General features: G+C 59.3%; 18 protein-coding genes. 16 read left to right on the forward strand and 2 right to left on the reverse strand.

Going from position 1 to position 19128, the window contains the following annotated elements; all coding sequences use genetic code 11:
- Positions 1-87: 87 nt before the first annotated feature.
- From ribF to ispH, 5 genes are read left to right on the forward strand one after another with little or no spacing between them, the layout of a single operon-like run.
- Positions 88-1062 carry a bifunctional riboflavin kinase/FAD synthetase gene (gene ribF / locus KI797_RS02670; RefSeq protein WP_041206402.1) on the forward strand — a complete coding sequence of 325 codons (975 nt, stop codon included), beginning with the start codon at positions 88-90 and terminating at the stop codon, positions 1060-1062.
- Positions 1062-3923 carry an isoleucine--tRNA ligase gene (gene ileS / locus KI797_RS02675; protein WP_226171308.1) on the forward strand — a complete coding sequence of 954 codons (2862 nt, stop codon included), beginning with the start codon at positions 1062-1064 and terminating at the stop codon, positions 3921-3923. Before ribF ends, ileS begins: the two co-directional genes overlap by 1 nt.
- Entirely contained in the window at positions 3923-4426 is a 504-nt protein-coding gene (lspA, locus tag KI797_RS02680; protein ID WP_171272651.1) for a signal peptidase II, read from the forward strand. The genes ileS and lspA overlap by 1 nt, the downstream gene beginning before the upstream one ends.
- The gene (gene fkpB, locus KI797_RS02685) at positions 4423-4875 is read left to right on the forward strand and encodes an FKBP-type peptidyl-prolyl cis-trans isomerase (protein ID WP_226171310.1); all 453 of its coding nucleotides are present in this window, start codon (positions 4423-4425) and stop codon (positions 4873-4875) included. The genes lspA and fkpB overlap by 4 nt, the downstream gene beginning before the upstream one ends.
- Positions 4875-5810 carry a 4-hydroxy-3-methylbut-2-enyl diphosphate reductase gene (ispH, locus tag KI797_RS02690; protein ID WP_226171311.1) on the forward strand — a complete coding sequence of 312 codons (936 nt, stop codon included), beginning with the start codon at positions 4875-4877 and terminating at the stop codon, positions 5808-5810. The genes fkpB and ispH overlap by 1 nt, the downstream gene beginning before the upstream one ends.
- Before the next feature lie 190 nt (positions 5811-6000).
- Here the strand turns inward: ispH and KI797_RS02695 are convergent, their stop codons facing one another.
- Positions 6001-6387, reverse strand: coding sequence for a type IV pilin protein (locus tag KI797_RS02695; RefSeq protein WP_319003245.1), 387 nt, complete (start codon positions 6385-6387; stop codon positions 6001-6003).
- Between the two features lie 87 nt (positions 6388-6474).
- Between KI797_RS02695 and KI797_RS02700 the strand changes: the two genes are divergently transcribed.
- The 8 genes from KI797_RS02700 (at position 6475) to luxS (ending at position 14148) form a co-directional block, all read left to right on the forward strand.
- Positions 6475-6996 (forward strand): GspH/FimT family pseudopilin, encoded by a 522-nt coding sequence (locus tag KI797_RS02700; protein WP_226171312.1) that lies wholly within the window; start codon positions 6475-6477, stop codon positions 6994-6996.
- Positions 6990-7607, forward strand: a complete 618-nt coding sequence (locus tag KI797_RS02705) for a prepilin-type N-terminal cleavage/methylation domain-containing protein (RefSeq protein ID WP_226171313.1) — start codon at positions 6990-6992, stop codon at positions 7605-7607. Before KI797_RS02700 ends, KI797_RS02705 begins: the two co-directional genes overlap by 7 nt.
- Positions 7604-8719: a PilX N-terminal domain-containing pilus assembly protein gene (locus KI797_RS02710; RefSeq protein WP_226171315.1), complete on the forward strand. Its 1116-nt coding sequence runs from the start codon at positions 7604-7606 to the stop codon at positions 8717-8719. The genes KI797_RS02705 and KI797_RS02710 overlap by 4 nt, the downstream gene beginning before the upstream one ends.
- Before the next feature lie 14 nt (positions 8720-8733).
- Positions 8734-10839 (forward strand): type IV pilus modification PilV family protein, encoded by a 2106-nt coding sequence (locus KI797_RS02715; RefSeq protein WP_226171317.1) that lies wholly within the window; start codon positions 8734-8736, stop codon positions 10837-10839.
- A 156-nt stretch (positions 10840-10995) separates the two neighbouring features.
- Positions 10996-12618: an NAD+ synthase gene (locus KI797_RS02720; protein ID WP_226171319.1), complete on the forward strand. Its 1623-nt coding sequence runs from the start codon at positions 10996-10998 to the stop codon at positions 12616-12618.
- Positions 12619-12627: 9 nt separating this feature from the next.
- Positions 12628-12966, forward strand: coding sequence for a nitrogen regulatory protein P-II (glnB, locus tag KI797_RS02725; RefSeq protein WP_005308848.1), 339 nt, complete (start codon positions 12628-12630; stop codon positions 12964-12966).
- Positions 12967-13027: 61 nt separating this feature from the next.
- Positions 13028-13621, forward strand: coding sequence for a transglycosylase SLT domain-containing protein (locus tag KI797_RS02730; protein ID WP_139751230.1), 594 nt, complete (start codon positions 13028-13030; stop codon positions 13619-13621).
- A gap of 17 nt (positions 13622-13638) precedes the next feature.
- Positions 13639-14148 (forward strand): S-ribosylhomocysteine lyase, encoded by a 510-nt coding sequence (gene luxS / locus KI797_RS02735; protein WP_226171321.1) that lies wholly within the window; start codon positions 13639-13641, stop codon positions 14146-14148.
- 58 nt (positions 14149-14206) lie between these two features.
- Here luxS and KI797_RS02740 read toward each other — a convergent pair whose 3' ends face one another.
- Positions 14207-15229 carry a GGDEF domain-containing protein gene (locus KI797_RS02740; protein WP_226171323.1) on the reverse strand — a complete coding sequence of 341 codons (1023 nt, stop codon included), beginning with the start codon at positions 15227-15229 and terminating at the stop codon, positions 14207-14209.
- 133 nt (positions 15230-15362) lie between these two features.
- On the opposite strand from KI797_RS02740, the gene rnr reads away from it, so the two are divergent.
- Genes rnr through KI797_RS02755 form a run of 3 tightly spaced genes read left to right on the forward strand, consistent with a single transcriptional unit; the run spans position 15363 to position 19079 of the window.
- Positions 15363-17756 (forward strand): ribonuclease R, encoded by a 2394-nt coding sequence (gene rnr, locus KI797_RS02745; protein WP_042648815.1) that lies wholly within the window; start codon positions 15363-15365, stop codon positions 17754-17756.
- Complete coding sequence (gene rlmB, locus KI797_RS02750) at positions 17753-18502, forward strand: 23S rRNA (guanosine(2251)-2'-O)-methyltransferase RlmB (protein WP_226171325.1); 750 nt, start codon at positions 17753-17755, stop codon at positions 18500-18502. Before rnr ends, rlmB begins: the two co-directional genes overlap by 4 nt.
- Positions 18503-18512: 10 nt before the next feature.
- Positions 18513-19079, forward strand: a complete 567-nt coding sequence (locus KI797_RS02755) for a Crp/Fnr family transcriptional regulator (protein ID WP_171274276.1) — start codon at positions 18513-18515, stop codon at positions 19077-19079.
- Positions 19080-19128: the final 49 nt, after the last annotated feature.

The following is a 19128-nucleotide window of genomic DNA, read 5'->3' on the forward strand; positions in this document are numbered from 1 at the left end:
TGAAATCGGCTCAACAGCAGGGCTGACCCTGATTGCTGCCTGATATATAATCCGCCGATTTCCATGGCAGCAACGCACAAGGCACTGATGGAGCTCATTCGCGGCATTCACAATATCAAGCCCCGTCACCGGGGCTGTGTATTGACCATAGGCAACTTCGATGGGGTTCATCAGGGACACCATGCGGTGTTGGCCCGCTTGCAGGAGAAAGCCGCCCAGCTTGGCCTGCCCGCCTGCGTCATGCTGTTCGAGCCGCAGCCCCTTGAGCTCTTTGCGGGGGACGCCGCCCCTGCCCGTCTCAGCCGTTGGCGGGAGAAGTACGAAGCCCTCAAGGGGATGCAGATAGATCGCATGCTCTGCGTGCGGTTCACGCATCGCTTCGCCGAGCAGGCCGCCAGCACCTTCATCGAGCAACTGCTGGTAGAGAAACTCGGCGTGCACTACCTGGTGGTGGGCGATGATTTTCGCTTCGGCAAGGGGCGGGAAGGGGATTTCCATCTGCTGGAGGCGGCGGGCCGTCGTTTCGGCTTTGAAGTGATCAGCACCCAGAGTTTTCAGGTCGAACGCCAGCGGGTCAGCAGCACCCTGGTGCGCGAGGCCTTGGCAGCCGGTCGCATGGCGGAGGTGGAGCTGATGCTCGGCCGCCCCTACGCCATCAGCGGTCGGGTGGCCCACGGCGACAAGCTGGGGCGCACCATAGGTTTTCCCACCGCCAATCTCGCGCTTAAACGGCAGGTGATCCCGGTCGGTGGCGTGTTCGCGGTGGAAGTGTTATGTTCCGGCAAGACCTTCCCCGGTGTCGCCAATGTGGGTGTACGGCCGACCTTGAGCGGTACACAAGCCAGATTGGAAGTACATCTATTTGATTTTTCTGGTGATCTATACGGTCAGCAGGTCAAGGTGCTGCTTCGCCACAAGCTGCGCGAAGAGCAGAAGTTTGCCTCTTTCACCGCCTTGAAAGAGCAGATCGAACGAGATGCCCTGGCGGCCCGAGCCTGGTTCGGGCTGCCACCATTCAATTTACCCAGCACTCTTTTAGAAAAGAAGGGAACCCAGGACTGATGAGCGACTATAAACACACCCTGAATCTGCCGGAAACCGAGTTTCCGATGCGTGGCGATCTGGCCAAGCGCGAACCCAACATGCTCAAGCGTTGGTACGATCAGGATCTTTACGGCGCCATTCGCCGCGCCAAAGCGGGCAAGCCTTCTTTCATTCTGCACGATGGCCCTCCCTACGCGAACGGCAGCATTCACATCGGTCACTCGGTCAACAAGATCCTCAAAGACATCATCATCAAGTCCAAGGGCCTCTCCGGCTTCGACTCCCCCTATGTGCCGGGCTGGGATTGCCACGGTCTGCCCATCGAGCTGAAAGTGGAAGGCATGGTCGGCAAGCCGGGGGAGAAGGTTTCCGCCGCCGAGTTCCGCGCCGAGTGCCGTAAATACGCCAAGACCCAGATCGAGGCGCAGAAGACCGACTTCATCCGCCTGGGTGTGCTGGGTGACTGGGAACACCCCTATCTGACCATGGACTTTGGCACCGAAGCCAACATCATCCGCTCCATGGCCAAGATCGTTGAGAACGGCCATCTGCACAAAGGCTCCAAGCCGGTGCACTGGTGCACCGACTGTGGCTCCGCGTTGGCAGAAGCCGAAGTGGAGTACTACGACAAAAATTCCCCCTCCATCGACGTACGCTTCAAGGCCGTCGATGAGGCAGCTGTGGCCGCCAAGTTTGATTGCCCCGAGGGTCACTTCGGCAAGGGCCCGCTCTCTGCCGTCATCTGGACCACCACTCCCTGGACCCTGCCGGCCAACCGCGCCATCGCCATGCACGCCGATCTGGACTACGCCCTGGTACAGGTGGAGGGCGACAACCCCGAGCGCCTGATCCTGGCCGCCGAACTGGTCAAGGACGTGATGGACCGCGCCGGTATCGAGAAATTCCACAACCTGGGCTATGCCAAGGGCGCGGCGCTCGAGCTGCTGCGCTTCAACCACCCCTTCTACAGCTTCGACGTGCCTGTGGTGCTGGGTGATCACGTCACCCTGGATGCCGGTACCGGCGCCGTGCACACCGCCCCTGGCCACGGTCAGGAAGATTTCGTGGTCGGTCAGAAGTACGGTCTGGAAGTCGCCAACCCGGTGGGCAGCAACGGCGTCTACCTGCCTGATACCGAACTGTTTGCCGGCCAGCACGTGTTCAAGGCCAATGCGGCCGTGGTCGAGGTGCTGACCGAGCGTGGCGCCCTGCTGCACCACAAGGTGTTCAACCACTCCTACCCGCATTGCTGGCGTCACAAGACCCCGATCATCTTCCGCGCTACCCCGCAGTGGTTCATCAGCATGGAGCAGAAGGGGCTGCGCAAGCGCGCGCTGGAAGAGATCGAGCGCATCGAGAAAGATGGCATTGCCCAGCACGGCCAGAGCGGCTGGGTGCCGGCATGGGGCAAGAACCGCATCCAGGCGATGGTCGAGAACCGTCCTGACTGGTGTATCTCCCGTCAGCGTACCTGGGGCGTGCCTATCTCCCTGTTCGTTCACAAGGAGACCCAGGCGCTGCACCCGGAGTCCGTGCGCCTGATGGAAGAGGTGGCCAAGCGGGTCGAGCAGTCCGGCATCCAGGCCTGGTGGGATCTGGACAAGGCCGAACTGCTGGGCAGCGACGCCGACTTGTATGACAAGGTGCCCGACACCCTGGACGTCTGGTTCGACTCAGGTTCGACCCACTCCTCCGTGGTCGACGCCCGTCCCGAGTTCAACGGCAACCCGGCCGACATGTATCTGGAAGGCTCTGACCAGCACCGTGGCTGGTTCATGTCCTCCCTGATGATCGGCGTGGCCATGAAAGACAAGGCTCCCTACAACCAGGTACTGACCCACGGCTTCACCGTGGACGGCCAGGGCCGCAAGATGTCCAAGTCCATCGGCAACGTGGTCAGCCCGCAGGACGTGATGAACAAGCTGGGCGCCGACATCCTGCGTCTGTGGGTAGCGAGCACCGACTACACCGGCGAGATGACGGTCTCCGACGAGATCCTCAAGCGCTCCGCCGATGCCTATCGCCGTATCCGCAACACAGCCCGCTTCCTGCTGGCCAACTTGAACGGCTTCAATCCGGCGACCGACATGGTGGCGCCTGCCGACATGGTGGTGGTGGATCGCTGGGCCGTGGGTCGTGCCAAGGCGGTACAGGCCGAGATCATGACTGCGTTCGACGAGTACAACTTCCACGGTGTGACCCAGAAGCTGATGCAGTTCTGCTCCATCGAGATGGGCTCCTTCTATCTGGACGTCATCAAGGACCGCCAGTACACCGCCAAGGCGGACAGCCTGGCCCGTCGCTCCTGTCAGACCGCCCTCTATCACATCGCGGAGGCCATGGTGCGCTGGATGGCGCCCATCATGAGCTTCACCGCCGACGAGATCTGGGCTCTGCTGCCGGGTGATCGCGGTGAGTTCGTGTTCACCGAAGAGTGGTACGACGGCCTGTTCGGGCTGGAAGCGGACGAAGTGCTGAACGACGATTTCTGGGCCGAGATCCTCACCGTGCGCGGTGAAGTGAACAAGGCGCTGGAAGCCGCCCGTGGCGAGAAGCGCATCGGTGGCTCCCTGCAGGCCGAGCTGACCCTGTTCGCCAAGCCCGAGCTGGCCAAGCGCCTGAATGCCCTGGCCGATGAGCTGCGCTTCGTGCTGCTCACCTCCAAGGCCAAGGTGGTGGTGGCTGACACAGCGCCGGAAGGTGCCGTTGCGACCGAGCGCGATGATCTGTGGCTGAACGTGACCCAGTCTGCTGCCGCCAAGTGCGACCGCTGCTGGCACCATGTGGAAGACGTGGGCACCATCGCTGGTCACGAAGAGATCTGTGGCCGCTGCGTCACCAACGTCGAGGGTGACGGCGAAACTCGTCAATTTGCCTGATGAACATGACTCACCATAAAAGCGGCCTGCGTTGGCTGTGGCTGGCAGTGCTGGCCTTTGTACTGGACCAGGCGAGCAAGCTCGCCGTGGTCAAGCTGCTGCCATTTGGCTACCCGGGGGTGGAGATCACCCCCTTCTTCAACCTGGTCCATGTCTACAACAAGGGGGCGGCTTTCAGCTTCCTGGCCGATCAGGGCGGCTGGCAGCGCTGGTTCTTTGCGGTGCTGGCGTTTGCCATCTGTGGCTTGCTGATCCACTGGCTGCGCAAGCAGTCCGTCGCTCAGCGCTGGAGCGGCATCGCCTATTCGCTCATCATCGGCGGGGCGCTTGGCAATGTCTTTGATCGGCTGGTGCTGGGCCACGTGGTCGATTTCCTCGATTTCTATTGGCAGCGAGCTCATTGGCCTGCATTCAACTTGGCCGACAGCTTCATCTTCATCGGCGCCGCCATGATAGTGCTGGAAGGTTTTCGCAGTGAAAAGAAGAAGGACGTGATGCAATGAGCCGGCTGATTGTTGCAGACAGCAGTGTGCTGTTTCACTTCTCCATCAAGTTGGAAGATGGCTCGGTAGCTGACAGCACGGCGCTGCACGGCAAACCGGCCCGCCTGCGGATGGGGGATGGCAGCCTGACCAACACCTTCGAGCAGTGCCTGCTGGGGCTCAGGCAAGGTGATAGCAAGAGCTTCACATTGCCGCCGGAAGAGGCCTTTGGCCTCTCCAATCCCGACAACATCTACCATCTGGACAGAGCCAAGTTTGGTGCCGATGTGGAACCCAAGGTCGGCACCATCATACTGTTCGACCAGCCCAACGGCAGCGAATTGCCGGGGATCATCCGGGCGGTGGAAGGAATGTCGGTGACGGTCGATTTCAACCATCCGCTGGCGGGTCACACCGTTACCTTTGAGGTGGAGATCCTGGGCGTGGATGACGAGGAAAAGGTGAGCTGATGGATATTTTGCTGGCTAACCCGCGTGGCTTCTGCGCCGGTGTCGACCGTGCCATCAGCATAGTCGAGAGTGCGCTGGAGAAGTTCGGTGCCCCCATCTATGTCCGTCACGAGGTGGTGCATAACCGCTATGTGGTGAACAAGCTGAAGGAGGCGGGAGCCGTGTTCGTCGAGGAACTGGACGAGGTGCCGGACGACAGCATCGTCATCTTCTCCGCCCATGGCGTGGCCAAGACGGTGCGCGAGATGGCCAAGTCCCGTGCTCTCAAGGTATTCGATGCCACCTGTCCGCTGGTGACCAAGGTGCACATGGAAGTCCATCGTGCCAGTCGCAAGGGATCCGAGGCCGTACTCATCGGTCACGCGGGCCACCCCGAGGTGATCGGCACCATGGGGCAGTACGAGAATCCGGAAGGGGGCATGTATCTGGTGGAGACGCCGGAGGATGTGGCCAGGCTCAAGGTGAAGAACCCGGATGACCTCTGCTTCGTGACACAGACCACCCTGAGCGTGGATGAGACCTCGGACGTCATCGATGCGCTGCGCCGGCACTTTCCGAAAATTCAAGGACCGCGCAAGGATGACATCTGTTACGCCACCCAGAACCGTCAGGATGCAGTCAGGGAGATGGCCGGGCTGGTGGATGCCATGCTGGTGGTGGGGTCGCGCAACTCCTCCAACTCCAACCGCTTGCGGGAGCTGGCCGAGAAAGTGGGGGCGCGAGCCTACCTGATCGACGATGCCTCCATGATTGAATCCCCCTGGCTGGAAGGGGTCGAGCGTATCGGGGTGACTGCAGGGGCCTCGGCCCCCGATGTGCTGGTACAAAATGTCATCGCCCGTCTGCGTGAGTTGGGGGGCAAGATAGTGACAGAACACCCTGGTCGCGAGGAAAACGTAGTATTCGAGGTGCCGCCAGAGTTGCGTATCCTCTGATGGAAATGCCGGCCCAGCGCCGGCATTTTTATAGGTAGAGTGGAAATCGTCGGCATCGAGGTCAAAGGCGTTTCCGGGGAAAGCATCGTGATTGGCACTGGCTTCACCTTCTTATGATTCCAGTGTTATCCCTATGCATGAGAGATAACCTCTCAGGCACCTCCAACTGGGTGTTGATGGCTATGAAGGTTTACTTCCAGCACTCGGCTGGGTCTTTCACATCGGCCTTGGTGATGGTTAGCAGGGTACAGCCTGTATCGCCGAGCTGGGCACCAATAGCTTGAGCTTGCAGCTTGTAGGTGGCGGCACCGGTGGAGGCGGCAACCACGGAAAAACTGTAATAGTTGCTGCTGGGGTTGCCAAGATCTGCCAGGTTCGTGCTGTAAGCGCTGCTGGTGATTCGATACTCTTCCTGCTTGAGTTGCATGGTCAGCAGAGTCTTGAACGCATCGGCGCGTCGGGAGTGCTGTAGTCCGTTTTGGAAAGAGGGATAGGCGATGGCAGCAATGATGGCCACGATGGCGACTACGACCATCAATTCAATCAGCGTTATTCCTCTTGCGAAGCGTATTGGCATCGGCATGGTTCCATAGGTGAGTTGAGACTATCATAGGATAGTACTCGCCGGCCCGAGAACGGGCTACAGACAGGAGTCTGGGCAAACATGGAAATGCGAATCAGGCCGGTGTCCGGCTTTACCCTGATAGAACTGATACTCGCCTTGGCACTGGTGGCGATCCTGGTTGCCGTCGCGCTCCCCAGTTATCGTTCGCTGCGCCAGGAGCAGATGGTCAGGGCCGCCACCCAGGCGCTTTATACTGACATGATGCTGCTCAAGTCCGAGGCCATAAAACGCGGCGGCCCCTTGACGCTCAAACTCTTCAACGCTGGTCAGTCGAACTGGTGTTATCGAATCGCGATAGACGCTACCTGCAGCAGTTGTGCCGACCATTGCTCCAGTATCGAGGGCCGCAAAGGCGCCGATGCAAACGAGTTTGGCGGCGTGGTGATCGATGCGTCGAACCAATACAAGAGTGGCTCCACCGCCAGCATCACCTTCACGCCACGCCGGGGCACCTTTCTCGGAGGCAATCTGATCGTCTCCAATGATGCCAGCACGACGAACAGGGTGGTCATCGCAACCTATGGCCGGATCAGTACCTGCGTGGAGGGGGACACATGCTGAGACGTCATCGTATGAAAGGTTTCAACCTGGTGGAGCTGATGGTAGCCATGGTGGCAGGTTTGTTGCTGGTTGCCGCCGCGTCGGCACTCTTCGCTAGCATACTCAAGGCCAACAAGACGGCGATGCAGGTGAGTCGCCTCAATCAGGAGCTTCAGTCGATTACGGACATGATGGCCCGAGATATCCAGCGTGCCGGTTATGATGCCAGTGCGGCGGCACATACTCTCTCTGGTGAAGGTTCGGATTTCAGTTTCGATTCGACCACGGATCTGGCAAGCAACTGCATCTGGGTGAGGTACGACGATAATGAGAACGGCGTGTTGGACAACACCTCTGCAGCCGGTGAGACCCGGCTCTACAACTACAGCAGTGCGGACAACGCGGTCAGGTTCGACCAAGGGGGTACCGCCAGTTGCTCGAACGGCAGCAGGATCAACACGGAGGCTACGGTCGAGATCACCGACTTGACCTTTACCCTGCTGCCTAGCTCTATCTCTTCAGGAGCCAGAACCATCAGGCTGACTATCTCGGGCAACGATATTAAATCCCCGGCCCTGGCGCTCACTCTGCAGCGGGATATCAAGCTGCGTAACGACGGGTTCTTACCATGAAACGTCATGCCGGTTTCACTACCTTTACGATTACCCTGCTGCTAATCCTTATCCTTGTCGGTGTTTCCCTGTTGGTGGGGAAATTGATGGTGGCCGACCGCAAGATCAGCGTCAACGAGGTTCAATATCGGCAGGCCTTGGCGCTGGCAGAGCTGGGCATTGCCGATGGTCTGAGTCGGCAGGACGCCGGTATTGCCATCCCCGGCGGCGGCTTGACGGTCAGCTCGGCACAAGGCACTTATCTGCTCACTACGACCAACACAACGTCGATCACGGTCGGCTCCTCCCCCAATACTCTTGATGTGACGCCGGTGGAGTTAAAGTCCACCGCCACCTTGCCCAGCAATCTGGGAACAGCCACAGTGCGGGTTCAGGTGGCGGCCTATCATCTGCTTTCCGCAGCCAAAGCGGTACCTCTGATGGTCGCGGGAGGGGCCTCTATTGGGGGAAACTTCACTGTGGTTGCCAATCCAAACGGTGGAGGGCCAGGGGTACCGCTATCGGTCTGGTCTGATCAGGCTGTAGGGGGCAGCGGATCCTGGCAGACGTGTCACCAAGGGGATTTTAGCGGCGGCAGCTGCAGTACTAATCTCAGCGATGATAATGATATCGGGCCGGATATAAAGGCAAGTGATCCCACCTTCCCAGACGATCTGCTCTGGTATCTGTTTGGAGAGCCGGATACAGATGAAGGCTGGGCTAACATGTTCGATAACGGGGCGATTTCTATCCCCAATTGCAGCTCTCTGGGGGCGACATCGACCGGGATATTTATTGTCGATGTCGGCGTCGATTGCGACTTCACCGCGAGTCTGATTGGAAGTGCGGGGGCTCCCGTGGTGCTGATTGTCCGGGATGGTGACCTGACGATGAATGGCGGCTTGGTATTCAACGGCATCATTTTCGCGCATTCGGATGATCCGAGTAATCCTCCGCGGGTGAAAGCAAATGGTACGGCAACGGTGAATGGCTCCCTGATTGCCAATGCCCCTATCGATATCACGAGCGGTACTTTCAATGTCAAATACGATCAATCCGTGCTTGACGGTGTTCAACAGGGCGCCAGTTTTCAGACCACAAAGATGGTGCCCGGTAGTTGGCGGGATTGGTAGGGCGAGGAACGCATATGAAAAAGCAGAAAGGATTCGGTCTGCTGGAGATCCTGATTACCCTGGTACTGCTCGGGGTGGGGGTAGCAGGGCTGGTCTCGCTGGCGCGTGGCATGTTGAGCACGGCCCGGGAAGGAGGGCGTTACGAGATAGCCATGCGATTGGCCGAGTCCAAGCTCGATGAGTTTCGCAACTTCAACGAAGTACGCACTGCGATCCCGCCACTCACCGCTTATAAGGATATTGCCACCGGTAGCGGCAGCCAGTCACTCTCGAACGACAGCTATGCTGTGAACTGGACGGTCACAAATCAGTATCTGAATAGTGGTGTCTGGTCGGCAACTCCGCCTGCCGCTTATCCTTACGACTACCCCGAGCGTAAGCAGATATTGGTTAGGGTTACTTGGGAGGATAACAGTGGCGATGACCGTTCATTAGAGCTAGTTGGCGCAATTTCCCCTACAGGTTCCTTCACCAGTGAAGAAACCGGAGACGGTCTGGTTAAACCCCGTGAAAGTCCCACGGTTGACTATACGCAGGGAAGCGTTCCGGACGTGGTTTCAGTTGCGCTGGGGAATGGCAGTAATAAAGAGACGAGCAAGCCCTTACCCCATATATCGGGAGGATCCAGTTCCAGCCGAACCATTCAATTTGATACGGCGACTTACCAGACTATAGGAACCGGCAGTCAGCGACAGTCGGTTCAGGATACTGCCACGGTTTATTGCAGCTGCACTTTTTCCGGTGGCACAGGAACGGCTTATTTGCCCGCACGTCCCTATTATATCGAGTCCGATGATCTGCAATATTGGAAGTCAGGTACACAGTTGAGCAAGTCTGTCGGGGTGCTGAAAGGCAATGCCAATCAGCAGGAAACACTCTGCTCGACTTGTTGCAATGAACATTATGATGTAAGCACCCAAGGATTTGCCGGCTATTACGCACCACTGAACACGAGCAGGGGCAGATACCAAGTAAGCGGGAGTAGCCTGGTGGCGGCCAGCACAGGTGATTATCTGGATGCCTGCCGGTTTATCCGTATCGATGGTTTCTACCGCCCCGCACCGGATTGGCGCCTTGCGAGCCTAACCAGTTTCTCCGCCAGCTTTCTGAACGATGCCACCAATCTGGCAAACTATCAGGCTTATGTGGTCTATGTGGTGACAGAGCATGCCAAATGGCAGAAAACGGCTTTCGCTGGGACAACTGACAGCAGTTGGTCGGCCCCCAACTCTTCCGCTGCGATCCAGTCATTCAATAGCTGGCTGGCGGCGAACCGGGCTGGTGACAGTACCACGGCCCTGTCGACTTCGATAGGCTCGAGGCAATTGATCAGCCGTGGCATCTACGTGGATATCATGCTCCCCAGCTATCTAAGCGATGAGGTCTTTAAAGGGGATGTGAGCGAACCGATTTTGGCCAAAATCCCGTTTCAGGATGTGAACATGACGCTGCTAAGCGAATGGAGCAGCAGCGACACCAACAAGGGCACCGTGACCAGTCAGCCGATAGCCACTATCGTTGACCCGGACAACAACTATTACGGTACCTATAGCCGGGGGGTGCTGACGGCCAAGAGTACGACCTTCTCTGGCACTCCGCCAGCCGATAACCCCATCACCATCACGACCAGTGCTTATCAAGGCAACTCGGGGGTAGTGGGTGCTGCCGTCTTGCCGGAAGATGTCACCGCCACCATGACTTCCACCGTGCTGGTCAGCATTCTGGATCAGCCCGTTACTGGCCTGCATGGAATCATTGAGTGCTTCCAGCTTGAGACGAAGGTCACTGGAAATGACAAGGTGACGAACAAAACCGTTTCCTGTGATGCCACCTCCATTGGCCTGACTGTTGGCGTCAATAATGCCAATGTGACCTGTCAGGTACTGGATCTGGGCCATCCGGCAACACCGAACTACTCGTGCAGCGGCGTACCAGGCAGCAGCTTTACGCTGACCCTCTCCAAGAGCGGTTACCAGATCACGCCGGCCTCCCAGACATTTACCCTGCCAGCCAGCGGTACCTCGGTGGGCGGTTGTGTGATGATGGTACAGGAGACGTTGCTGACCGCATCACCTGCACCGACGCCGACGCCGACGACGACGTGCACCACAGTGCCCTAGCCTGATGTGCTGTGATATGGAGGCATGTGTATATCCGTCATCAGTCATAGGTAGCGTGATGGAATAATAACGGATGCCCTTCTCCCCAAGGCGCTGGCACAGCCAGCGCCTTTTCTTTATCATTCCCCATCATTTTCGAATTCAAGATGCATCGCCATGGCAAAAGCCCTCTCTCTGATGCTTGCCCAGTTAAATCTGACGGTAGGCGCCATCGAAGATAACTGTGACAAGGTGCTGGCTGCCGCCGCAGAGGCCGACCAGCAAGGCGCCGATCTGCTGGTCTGCTCCGAGCTGGCGCTGACCGGCTATCCGCCTGAAGATCTGCTGCTGCGCAGCGATCTGATGGTCCGGGTGGAGGCGGCTCTGGCTCGTGTTGTGGCCTGGCAGGGTCGTTGCGCCATCCTGGTGGGCCACCCCTGGCGTGAAGGAGATGCGCTCTACAATGCCGCCTCTCTCTATGAGCAGGGCAAGCTGATCGCCCGTTACTTCAAGCAGGATCTGCCCAACTACGGGGTGTTCGACGAGAAGCGCTACTTCACCGCGGCGAGCGATACCTGCGTGGTGTCGTTCCGTGGCCATCAACTGGGCTTGCTCATCTGTGAAGACCTGTGGCAACCGGGCCCGGCACTCGCGGCAAAGGCGGCCGGTGCCGAGCTGCTGCTCACCATCAATGCTTCCCCTTACGATCAGGAAAAACCCTGGATCCGCCGCGAGCTGATGGCCGAGCGCTGTGATCAGACCGGCTTGCCGCTGGTTTACCTCAATCAGGTCTGTGGTCAGGACGAACTGATCTTCGACGGTTGCTCCAAGGTGTTCAACAGCCAGAGCGAGCTGACCCATAAGCTGGCCCCCTTTGCCGAAGAGCTGGCGCTGGTGCGTTTTGTCGACGGTCAGCCGCTGAAAGAGCGGGAACCCGCCGCGCCGCTGGCGCCCCTGGCCGAGACCTATCAGGCGCTGGTGCTGGCGGTGCATGACTACGTCACAAAGAACGGTTTCCAGGGGGCCGTGCTGGGCCTCTCGGGCGGCATAGACTCCGCCCTGACGCTCGCCATCGCGGCAGATGCCATCGGCGCCGATAAGGTGCAGGCGGTGATGATGCCGTTCCGCTACACCGCCCAGATGAGCGTGGAGGATGCCAAGGAGCAGGCCGAGCGGATGGGGGTCGAGTTCAACATCATCTCCATCGAGCCCATGTTCGAGGGCTTTATGGCTCAGCTGGCGCCGCTGTTTGAAGGGACGGCCCGCGACACTACCGAAGAGAACCTGCAGGCCCGCTGCCGTGGAGTGCTCTTGATGGCGCTCTCCAACAAGCGTCGCCGTATCGTATTGACCACCGGCAACAAGAGTGAGATGGCGGTCGGCTATGCCACCCTGTATGGTGACATGGCGGGCGGCTTTGACGTGCTCAAGGACGTGCCCAAGACGCTGGTCTTCAAGCTGTGCGAATACCGCAACTCCGTCGACTATGTGATCCCGCAGCGGGTCATTGATCGTCCCCCTTCGGCAGAGCTGGCACCGGATCAGGTGGATCAGGACAGCCTGCCCCCCTACGACATTCTGGACGCCATCCTCAAGCGCTATGTGGAAGAAGATGCCTCGGTCGCTGACATGGTGGCGGAGGGCTTCGAAGAAGCCGTGGTGCGCAAGGTGATCCGTCTGGTGGATCTCAACGAGTACAAGCGCCGTCAGGCTGCCGTCGGGCCCCGTATCACGACCCGCAACTTTGGTAAGGATCGCCGCTACCCCATTACGTCCGGGTTCGGTAAACAGAACTGGTAAGGAGTCACCATGAAGAAGATTGAAGCCATTATCAAGCCGTTCAAGTTGGACGATGTGCGCGAAGCCCTGGCCGAGATCGGCATCAACGGCATGACCGTATCCGAAGTCAAAGGCTTCGGGCGCCAGAAGGGCCATACCGAGCTCTATCGCGGTGCCGAGTACATGGTCGACTTCCTGCCCAAGGTAAAAGTAGAGCTGGTGGTGCAGGACGAGGATCTCGACGCCTGTCTGGAAGCGATCCAGAACACTGCCCGTACCGGCAAGATCGGTGATGGCAAGATCTTCGTCTGCGAGGTGGAGCGTGTGATCCGCATCCGCACCGGTGAAGAGAACGAAGACGCGATTTGATGTGATGGATGTGCCTCGTAACGACCAAGAGAACGAAAATGTAACCCATCCGATACCAAGGATGCGTCTCATGGTGGCCGCCGGCCTGCTGATGGTGCTGACTGCTTGCAGTAGTCAGCCACCGGCCCAGCCGGAAAACCTGTGCCAGATCTTTCGGGAAAAACCCGAGTGGCACAAGGCGGCACTCAAGATGAACGAAAAGTGGGGGACCCCGGTACATGTGGTGATGGCCATGATGTATCAGGAGTCCTCCTTCGTGCACGATGCCCAGCCGCCGATGCAATATTTTCTCTTCATCCCGACCGGGCGTGCCAGCTCTGCTTATGGCTATGCCCAGGTCAAGGATGAGACTTGGGATGATTATCAGCGGGAGAGCGGCAACGGCTGGAGCGATCGTGACGACTTCGCCGACGCCATCGATTTCATGGGCTGGTACACTCACAAGGCGCAGCGGCTCAATGGCACTTCCAAGTGGGATGCCTACGGTCAATATCTCAATTATCACGAAGGCTGGGGTGGTTACCGGCGCGGCAGCTACCGCAGCAAGGGGTGGCTGATGAAGGTCTCTCGCAAGGTGGAGGCCCGTGCCCAACGCTACGGCGCCCAGTATCGACAATGCAAGGATCGGCTCCCCAGCGGGGGCTGGTTCTCGTAACCAATCAGGAGTCAGAAATGCCGTTATTGGACAGTTTTACCGTCGACCATACTCGCATGGCAGCCCCGGCAGTCCGGGTGGCCAAGACCATGCAGACCCCGAACAAGGACACCATTACCGTGTTCGATCTGCGCTTCTGTGTGCCGAACCAGGAGATCCTCTCCGAGCGCGGCATCCATACCCTTGAGCATCTGTTTGCCGGTTTCATGCGGGATCACTTGAACGGTAACGGGGTCGAGATCATCGACATCTCCCCCATGGGCTGCCGTACCGGCTTCTACATGAGCCTGATCGGCGCGCCGGACGAGGCCCGCGTGGGCGCGGCCTGGCAGACCGCCATGAGCGACGTGCTGACCGTGCAGGAGCAGGGCAAGATCCCCGAGCTGAACGAATACCAGTGCGGTACCTACAGCATGCACTCCCTGGAAGAGGCCCATGCCATCGCCCGCCACGTGCTGGAGCGCGGCATCGGCGTCAACCACAACGACGAGCTGGCGCTGCCGGAAGAGAAGCTGAAAAGCCTCTGAGCAGAATGCGGAAAAATGAAAAGGCCGGTCTGTGACCGGCCTTTTCATATCTGGGGGATCAGGATGGGAGTGGCATCACCCGGTTGCGACCCAGCTCCTTGGCCTTGTAGAGCAGCTTGTCGGTGCGCTCTATCAGGGCGTCCGCCGTCTCCTGCCCATTATATTCCCCCACACCGAAGGAGGCGGTGATGTGATCGATGCGCCGGCCTGATTTGCGATCCAGCAGCGACATCCGCTCGATGACCCTGCGCAGGCTCTCCGCCATCTGGCGGGTCAGTGCCAACACCCGGCCCGGTACCAGCAGGGCAAACTCTTCCCCTCCGAGCCGATAGGCCGTGATGCCCTCCTTGCTCACTTCCCGCAGCCGCTTGCCGACGATGCGCAGCACCTGATCTCCCAGCAGATGGCCATATTCGTCGTTGAAGTTCTTGAAACGATCGATATCGGTCATGATCAGCGAGAAGGGCTGCTTGCTGCGGATTAGGCTTTCCATCTCCAGATCGAAGGCGCGACGGTTGAGCAGCGAGGTGAGAGCGTCCTCGGTGGCCATCTTGCGCGTCTCGTTCAGTGCTGCCTTGAGCTCCTTGATCTCCTTCTCGGCGCTGCTGAGCTGGTTGCGAAAGTGCAGGGTGGACATGCGCACGTCCCGCGACTCGCGTACCAGTTCCCGCAAGATGACCATGGTGTCGTCCAGGCTCAGTCCTTCGTCATCGATGAGGTTCAACTTGTCGAAGCTTTTGTCGAGCATGGCCTGGAACTGGCCGGTATCGACCAGCGCATCCTGCATGGAGTGGCCGAGCTCATTGGCCATGGCGACCAGATTGAGCTTCATCGCCTCCATCTGTTGCTCGTCCTGGCTGGCCAGATGCTGGTGATAGAGACGCTCACAGGTGGTGAGGGAGAAGGTACCCTGCAGTTTTATCGCGTGATCGACGGCGTTGTTCAGCTCGGGCATGGCGCCAGAGACATAGTTGTACCAAAGATGGTAATTGTTCGGGGTGGTGGGGATTTGATACTTGATCATCAGGGGGACCGCCTGTTTCAAATAGGCGGCCGATTGGGCGAACGAGTCCTTGCTCATGAGTTCCGAGTCTCACATACCTGCAAACTGTCGCCAGTATGACAGAGAGATTGGCCAAAAGGCAGTCGATGGATGCCATTAGCTCCCCCCTTCGATATAATGTCTGGGTTACTACCTACCCTAAGGCCTGCTTATGTCTCAAAAAGATCCTTTCCTCCAACGCGAGGCCGAAAAATACGAAAACCCCATCGCCAGTCGCGAGCTGATCCTCGAACTCATCAAGGGTCACGAAAAGCCGATGTCCCGCGAAGAGCTGGCCAAGGCACTCAAGCTGACTGACGAAGAGCCGTTGGAAGCCTTGCGCCGTCGTCTGCGCGCCATGGAGCGCGATGGGCAGTTGGTATTCACTCGCAACCAATGTTACGCCCTGCCGGATCGTCTGAATCTGGTCAAAGGGTATGTACTCGGCCATAAAGATGGTTTCGGTTTTCTGCGCCCGGAAGGTGGTGGACCGGATCTGTATCTGAACAACCGCGAGATGCAGCGCCTGATGCACGGTGACTATGCCCTGGTGCAGCCGACCGAGATCGACCGCAAGGGTCGTCAGGAAGCACGTCTGGTTCGCTTGCTCAAGCCCCGTGAGGCAGACATCGTCGGCCGTTACTTTGTCGAGAACGGCGTGGGTTTCGTGGTGCCGGATGACAGCCGCATCGGTCAGGACATCATCATCCCTGAAGGCGAAAACAAGGGTGCTCGCCAGAGCCAGGTCGTGGTGGTGCGCATCAACCAGCGCGCCAACTCCCGCATCAACGCAGTCGGTACCGTACTGGACGTGCTGGGCGAGAACATGGCCCCTGGCATGGAGATCGAGATCGCCCTGCGTACCCACGGTATCCCGCATACCTGGCCGGAGGAGGTGACCAAGGAGGTCGCCGGTCTGGGCGAACAGGTGCCGGAGAAAGCCAAAGAGGGTCGCATCGATCTGCGTGCCCTGCCGCTGGTCACCATTGACGGGGAAGATGCCCGCGACTTCGATGACGCCGTCTTCTGTGAAGCCAAGCGTGGCGGCGGCTGGCGTCTGTGGGTTGCCATTGCGGACGTATCCGCCTATGTGAAGCCCGGCACTGCGCTGGATGCCGAAGCCTATCAGCGCGGCAACTCGGTCTATTTCCCCGAGTTCGTGGTGCCCATGCTGCCGGAGGTGCTCTCCAACGGGCTGTGCTCCCTGAATCCGCAGGTTGACCGTCTCTGCATGGTGTGCGAGATGACCATTTCCGCCGCTGGTCGCATGTCCGGTTACAAGTTCTACGAAGCGGTGATGAACTCCCATGCCCGCATGACCTACAGCAAGGTCGCGGCCATTCTGGATGGTGATCCCAAGCTGCGTCAGCAATATGATCCGCTGGTGGGCCACATCGAAGAGCTCAACAACCTCTACAAGGCGCTCAAGCACGCTCGTCACCAGCGCGGTGCGGTGGAGTTCGAGAGCGAGGAGACCCGTTTCATCTTCAACGCCCAGCGCAAGATCGACCAGATCGTGCCGCTGGTGCGCAACGATGCCCACAAGATCATCGAAGAGTGCATGATCCAGGCGAACGTGGCCGCCGCCCGTTATATCGAGAAGAACGAAGCCTCTGCCCTGTTCCGGGTGCACGACCGTCCGGGTGAAGAGCGTCTGACCGGTTTTCGTGACTTCTTGGCCGAACTGGGTTTGGAGCTCAAGGGCGGTCTCGAGCCCGAGCCGAAAGACTTTGCCGAGCTGGCCGCCAAGTTTGAAGGGCGCCCGGATGCCGAGCTGCTCTCCACCATGCTGCTGCGCTCCATGCGTCAGGCGGTCTATCAGGCTGACAACATAGGTCACTTCGGTCTGGCGTTGAAGTCCTATGCGCACTTCACCTCGCCGATCCGTCGCTATCCCGACCTCATCTTGCACCGTGCCATCAAATACCAGACTGCAAAAGAGCAGCAGGGCAACCTGCGCCACAAGTGGACCCCGAGCGGTGGTTACCACTACCAGCTGGAAGAAGTGGACCCGATGGGCGAGCACTGCTCCATGACAGAGCGCCGTGCCGACGATGCGACCCGCGACGTGGCCGACTGGCTCAAGTGCGAGTACATGCTGGATCACGTGGGTGACGAGTTCGATGGCGTCATCGCCAGCGTCACCGGCTTTGGCTTCTTCGTCCGTCTGGCGGATATCCACATCGACGGTCTGGTACACGTCAGTACCCTCACCAACGACTACTACCAGTTTGATCCCCTGCACATGCAGCTGATCGGCGAGAACTTCCGTCGTCGCTACCGTCTGGGTGACAAGGTGCGGGTCAAGGTGATGGGCGTGAACCTGGACGATCGCAAGATCGACTTCGTGATGGTGGAAGAGCCGCTCCAGGCCACCGGCAAGAACGCCAAGGAGATGGCGCGCAAGCAGGCCGAGATCAAGAAAGAGAAGGCCAAGAGCGCCCAGCGCCACGAGAAACGCAAAGAGGGCAAGGATCACGGCAAATCCGACAAAGGTGGCCGCGCCAAGCCCAGCAACAGACGACCGAGCAAAAACGCTCGCGACAAGGCCAAGAGCACTAAATGAGTACAGAACTGATCTACGGCATTCACGCTGTATCCGCGCTGCTTGAGCGCACCCCGGAGCGTTTCATCGAGGTATGGGCCCTCAAGGGCCGCGATGACGACCGGCTGCAACCCTTGCTGACCGAGCTGGAATCCCTCGGCATCAAGGTGCAGAGCGTGAACCGCAAGACCCTCGATGACAAGGCAGAGGGCAACAATCACCAGGGCATCATGGCCAAGGTGATAGAGGCGCCCAAGCTGGCCGAGCACGACCTGGCCAGTCTGCTGGACGGCCTGGCGGCGCAAGAGACAGCCCCCTTCCTGCTGGTGCTGGACGGGGTAACCGACCCGCACAACCTCGGCGCCTGCCTGCGCAGCGCCGATGCGGCCGGGGTCCATGCGGTGATAGTGCCGCGGGACAAGGCCACCGGCTTAACCTCCATAGTGCGCAAGGTCGCCTGTGGCGCAGCCGAAGTGGTGCCGCTCATTCAGGTCACCAACCTGGCGCGCACCCTGCGCGAGCTGCAGGAGCGCGGTGTCTGGATAGTCGGTACCGCCGGTGAGGCGGACCACGACCTCTATCAGGCCAAGCTGACCGGCCCCATGGCGCTGGTGATGGGCGCCGAGGGCAAGGGGATGCGTCGCCTGACCCGCGAACATTGCGACGAACTGGTGAGCATACCGATGGCGGGGGCAGTATCCAGCCTCAACGTCTCGGTGGCGAGCGGCGTCTGCCTGTTCGAAGCCGTGCGTCAGCGCCGCAGCTGACGCCGTGATGATGGACAGACCTCCCTTTTTCCGGGACAGGGTCACAGATGAGCAGGAGGCCAGGCGCCTCCTCTCTTTTGCCCGGCCGCTGACGCTCGCCCCTAAATCTTGCCTCTGGCACGCCGGCGACAGTCCGGATCTGCTGATCAGGGTGGAGCAGGGGTTGCTGCGGGCCAGGGTGGTGCTGGCGGATGGCCGCGAGTACATCAAGGAGTTCTACTGGGAGGGGGACGAGTTTCTCGACTTCCATCACCTGCTCAGTGGCGAACCCGCCCGCTACAGCGTGGAGGCGCTGGAACCCTGCCGCTTGCAGCTGTTCCAGCTGGCCGACCTGCGTCCGCTCTCCTGCTGGTCCGCCTGGTATCAGCACCTGCTGGAAGTGCAGCTGCGCATCAAGGAAGAAAAAGAGCTGCTGCTGTTGACCGAGAGCCCCCAGGCCCGCTATCAGCACTTCCTGGACTGCTTCCCCGCACTGGATGCCAGGGTGCCGGATCACCAGATCGCCGCCTATCTCGGCATTAGCCCCATCAGCCTGAGCCGCATTCGCAAACGGCTTAAAAGTCTTAACAAAGGTTAATGCCGCCCTGGCTGCGCTCACCTATGCTGGCAGGCCGAATTGATAAGGA

The sequence above is a fragment of the Aeromonas media genome, from assembly GCF_020423125.1.
Classification (GTDB): domain Bacteria; phylum Pseudomonadota; class Gammaproteobacteria; order Enterobacterales; family Aeromonadaceae; genus Aeromonas; species Aeromonas media.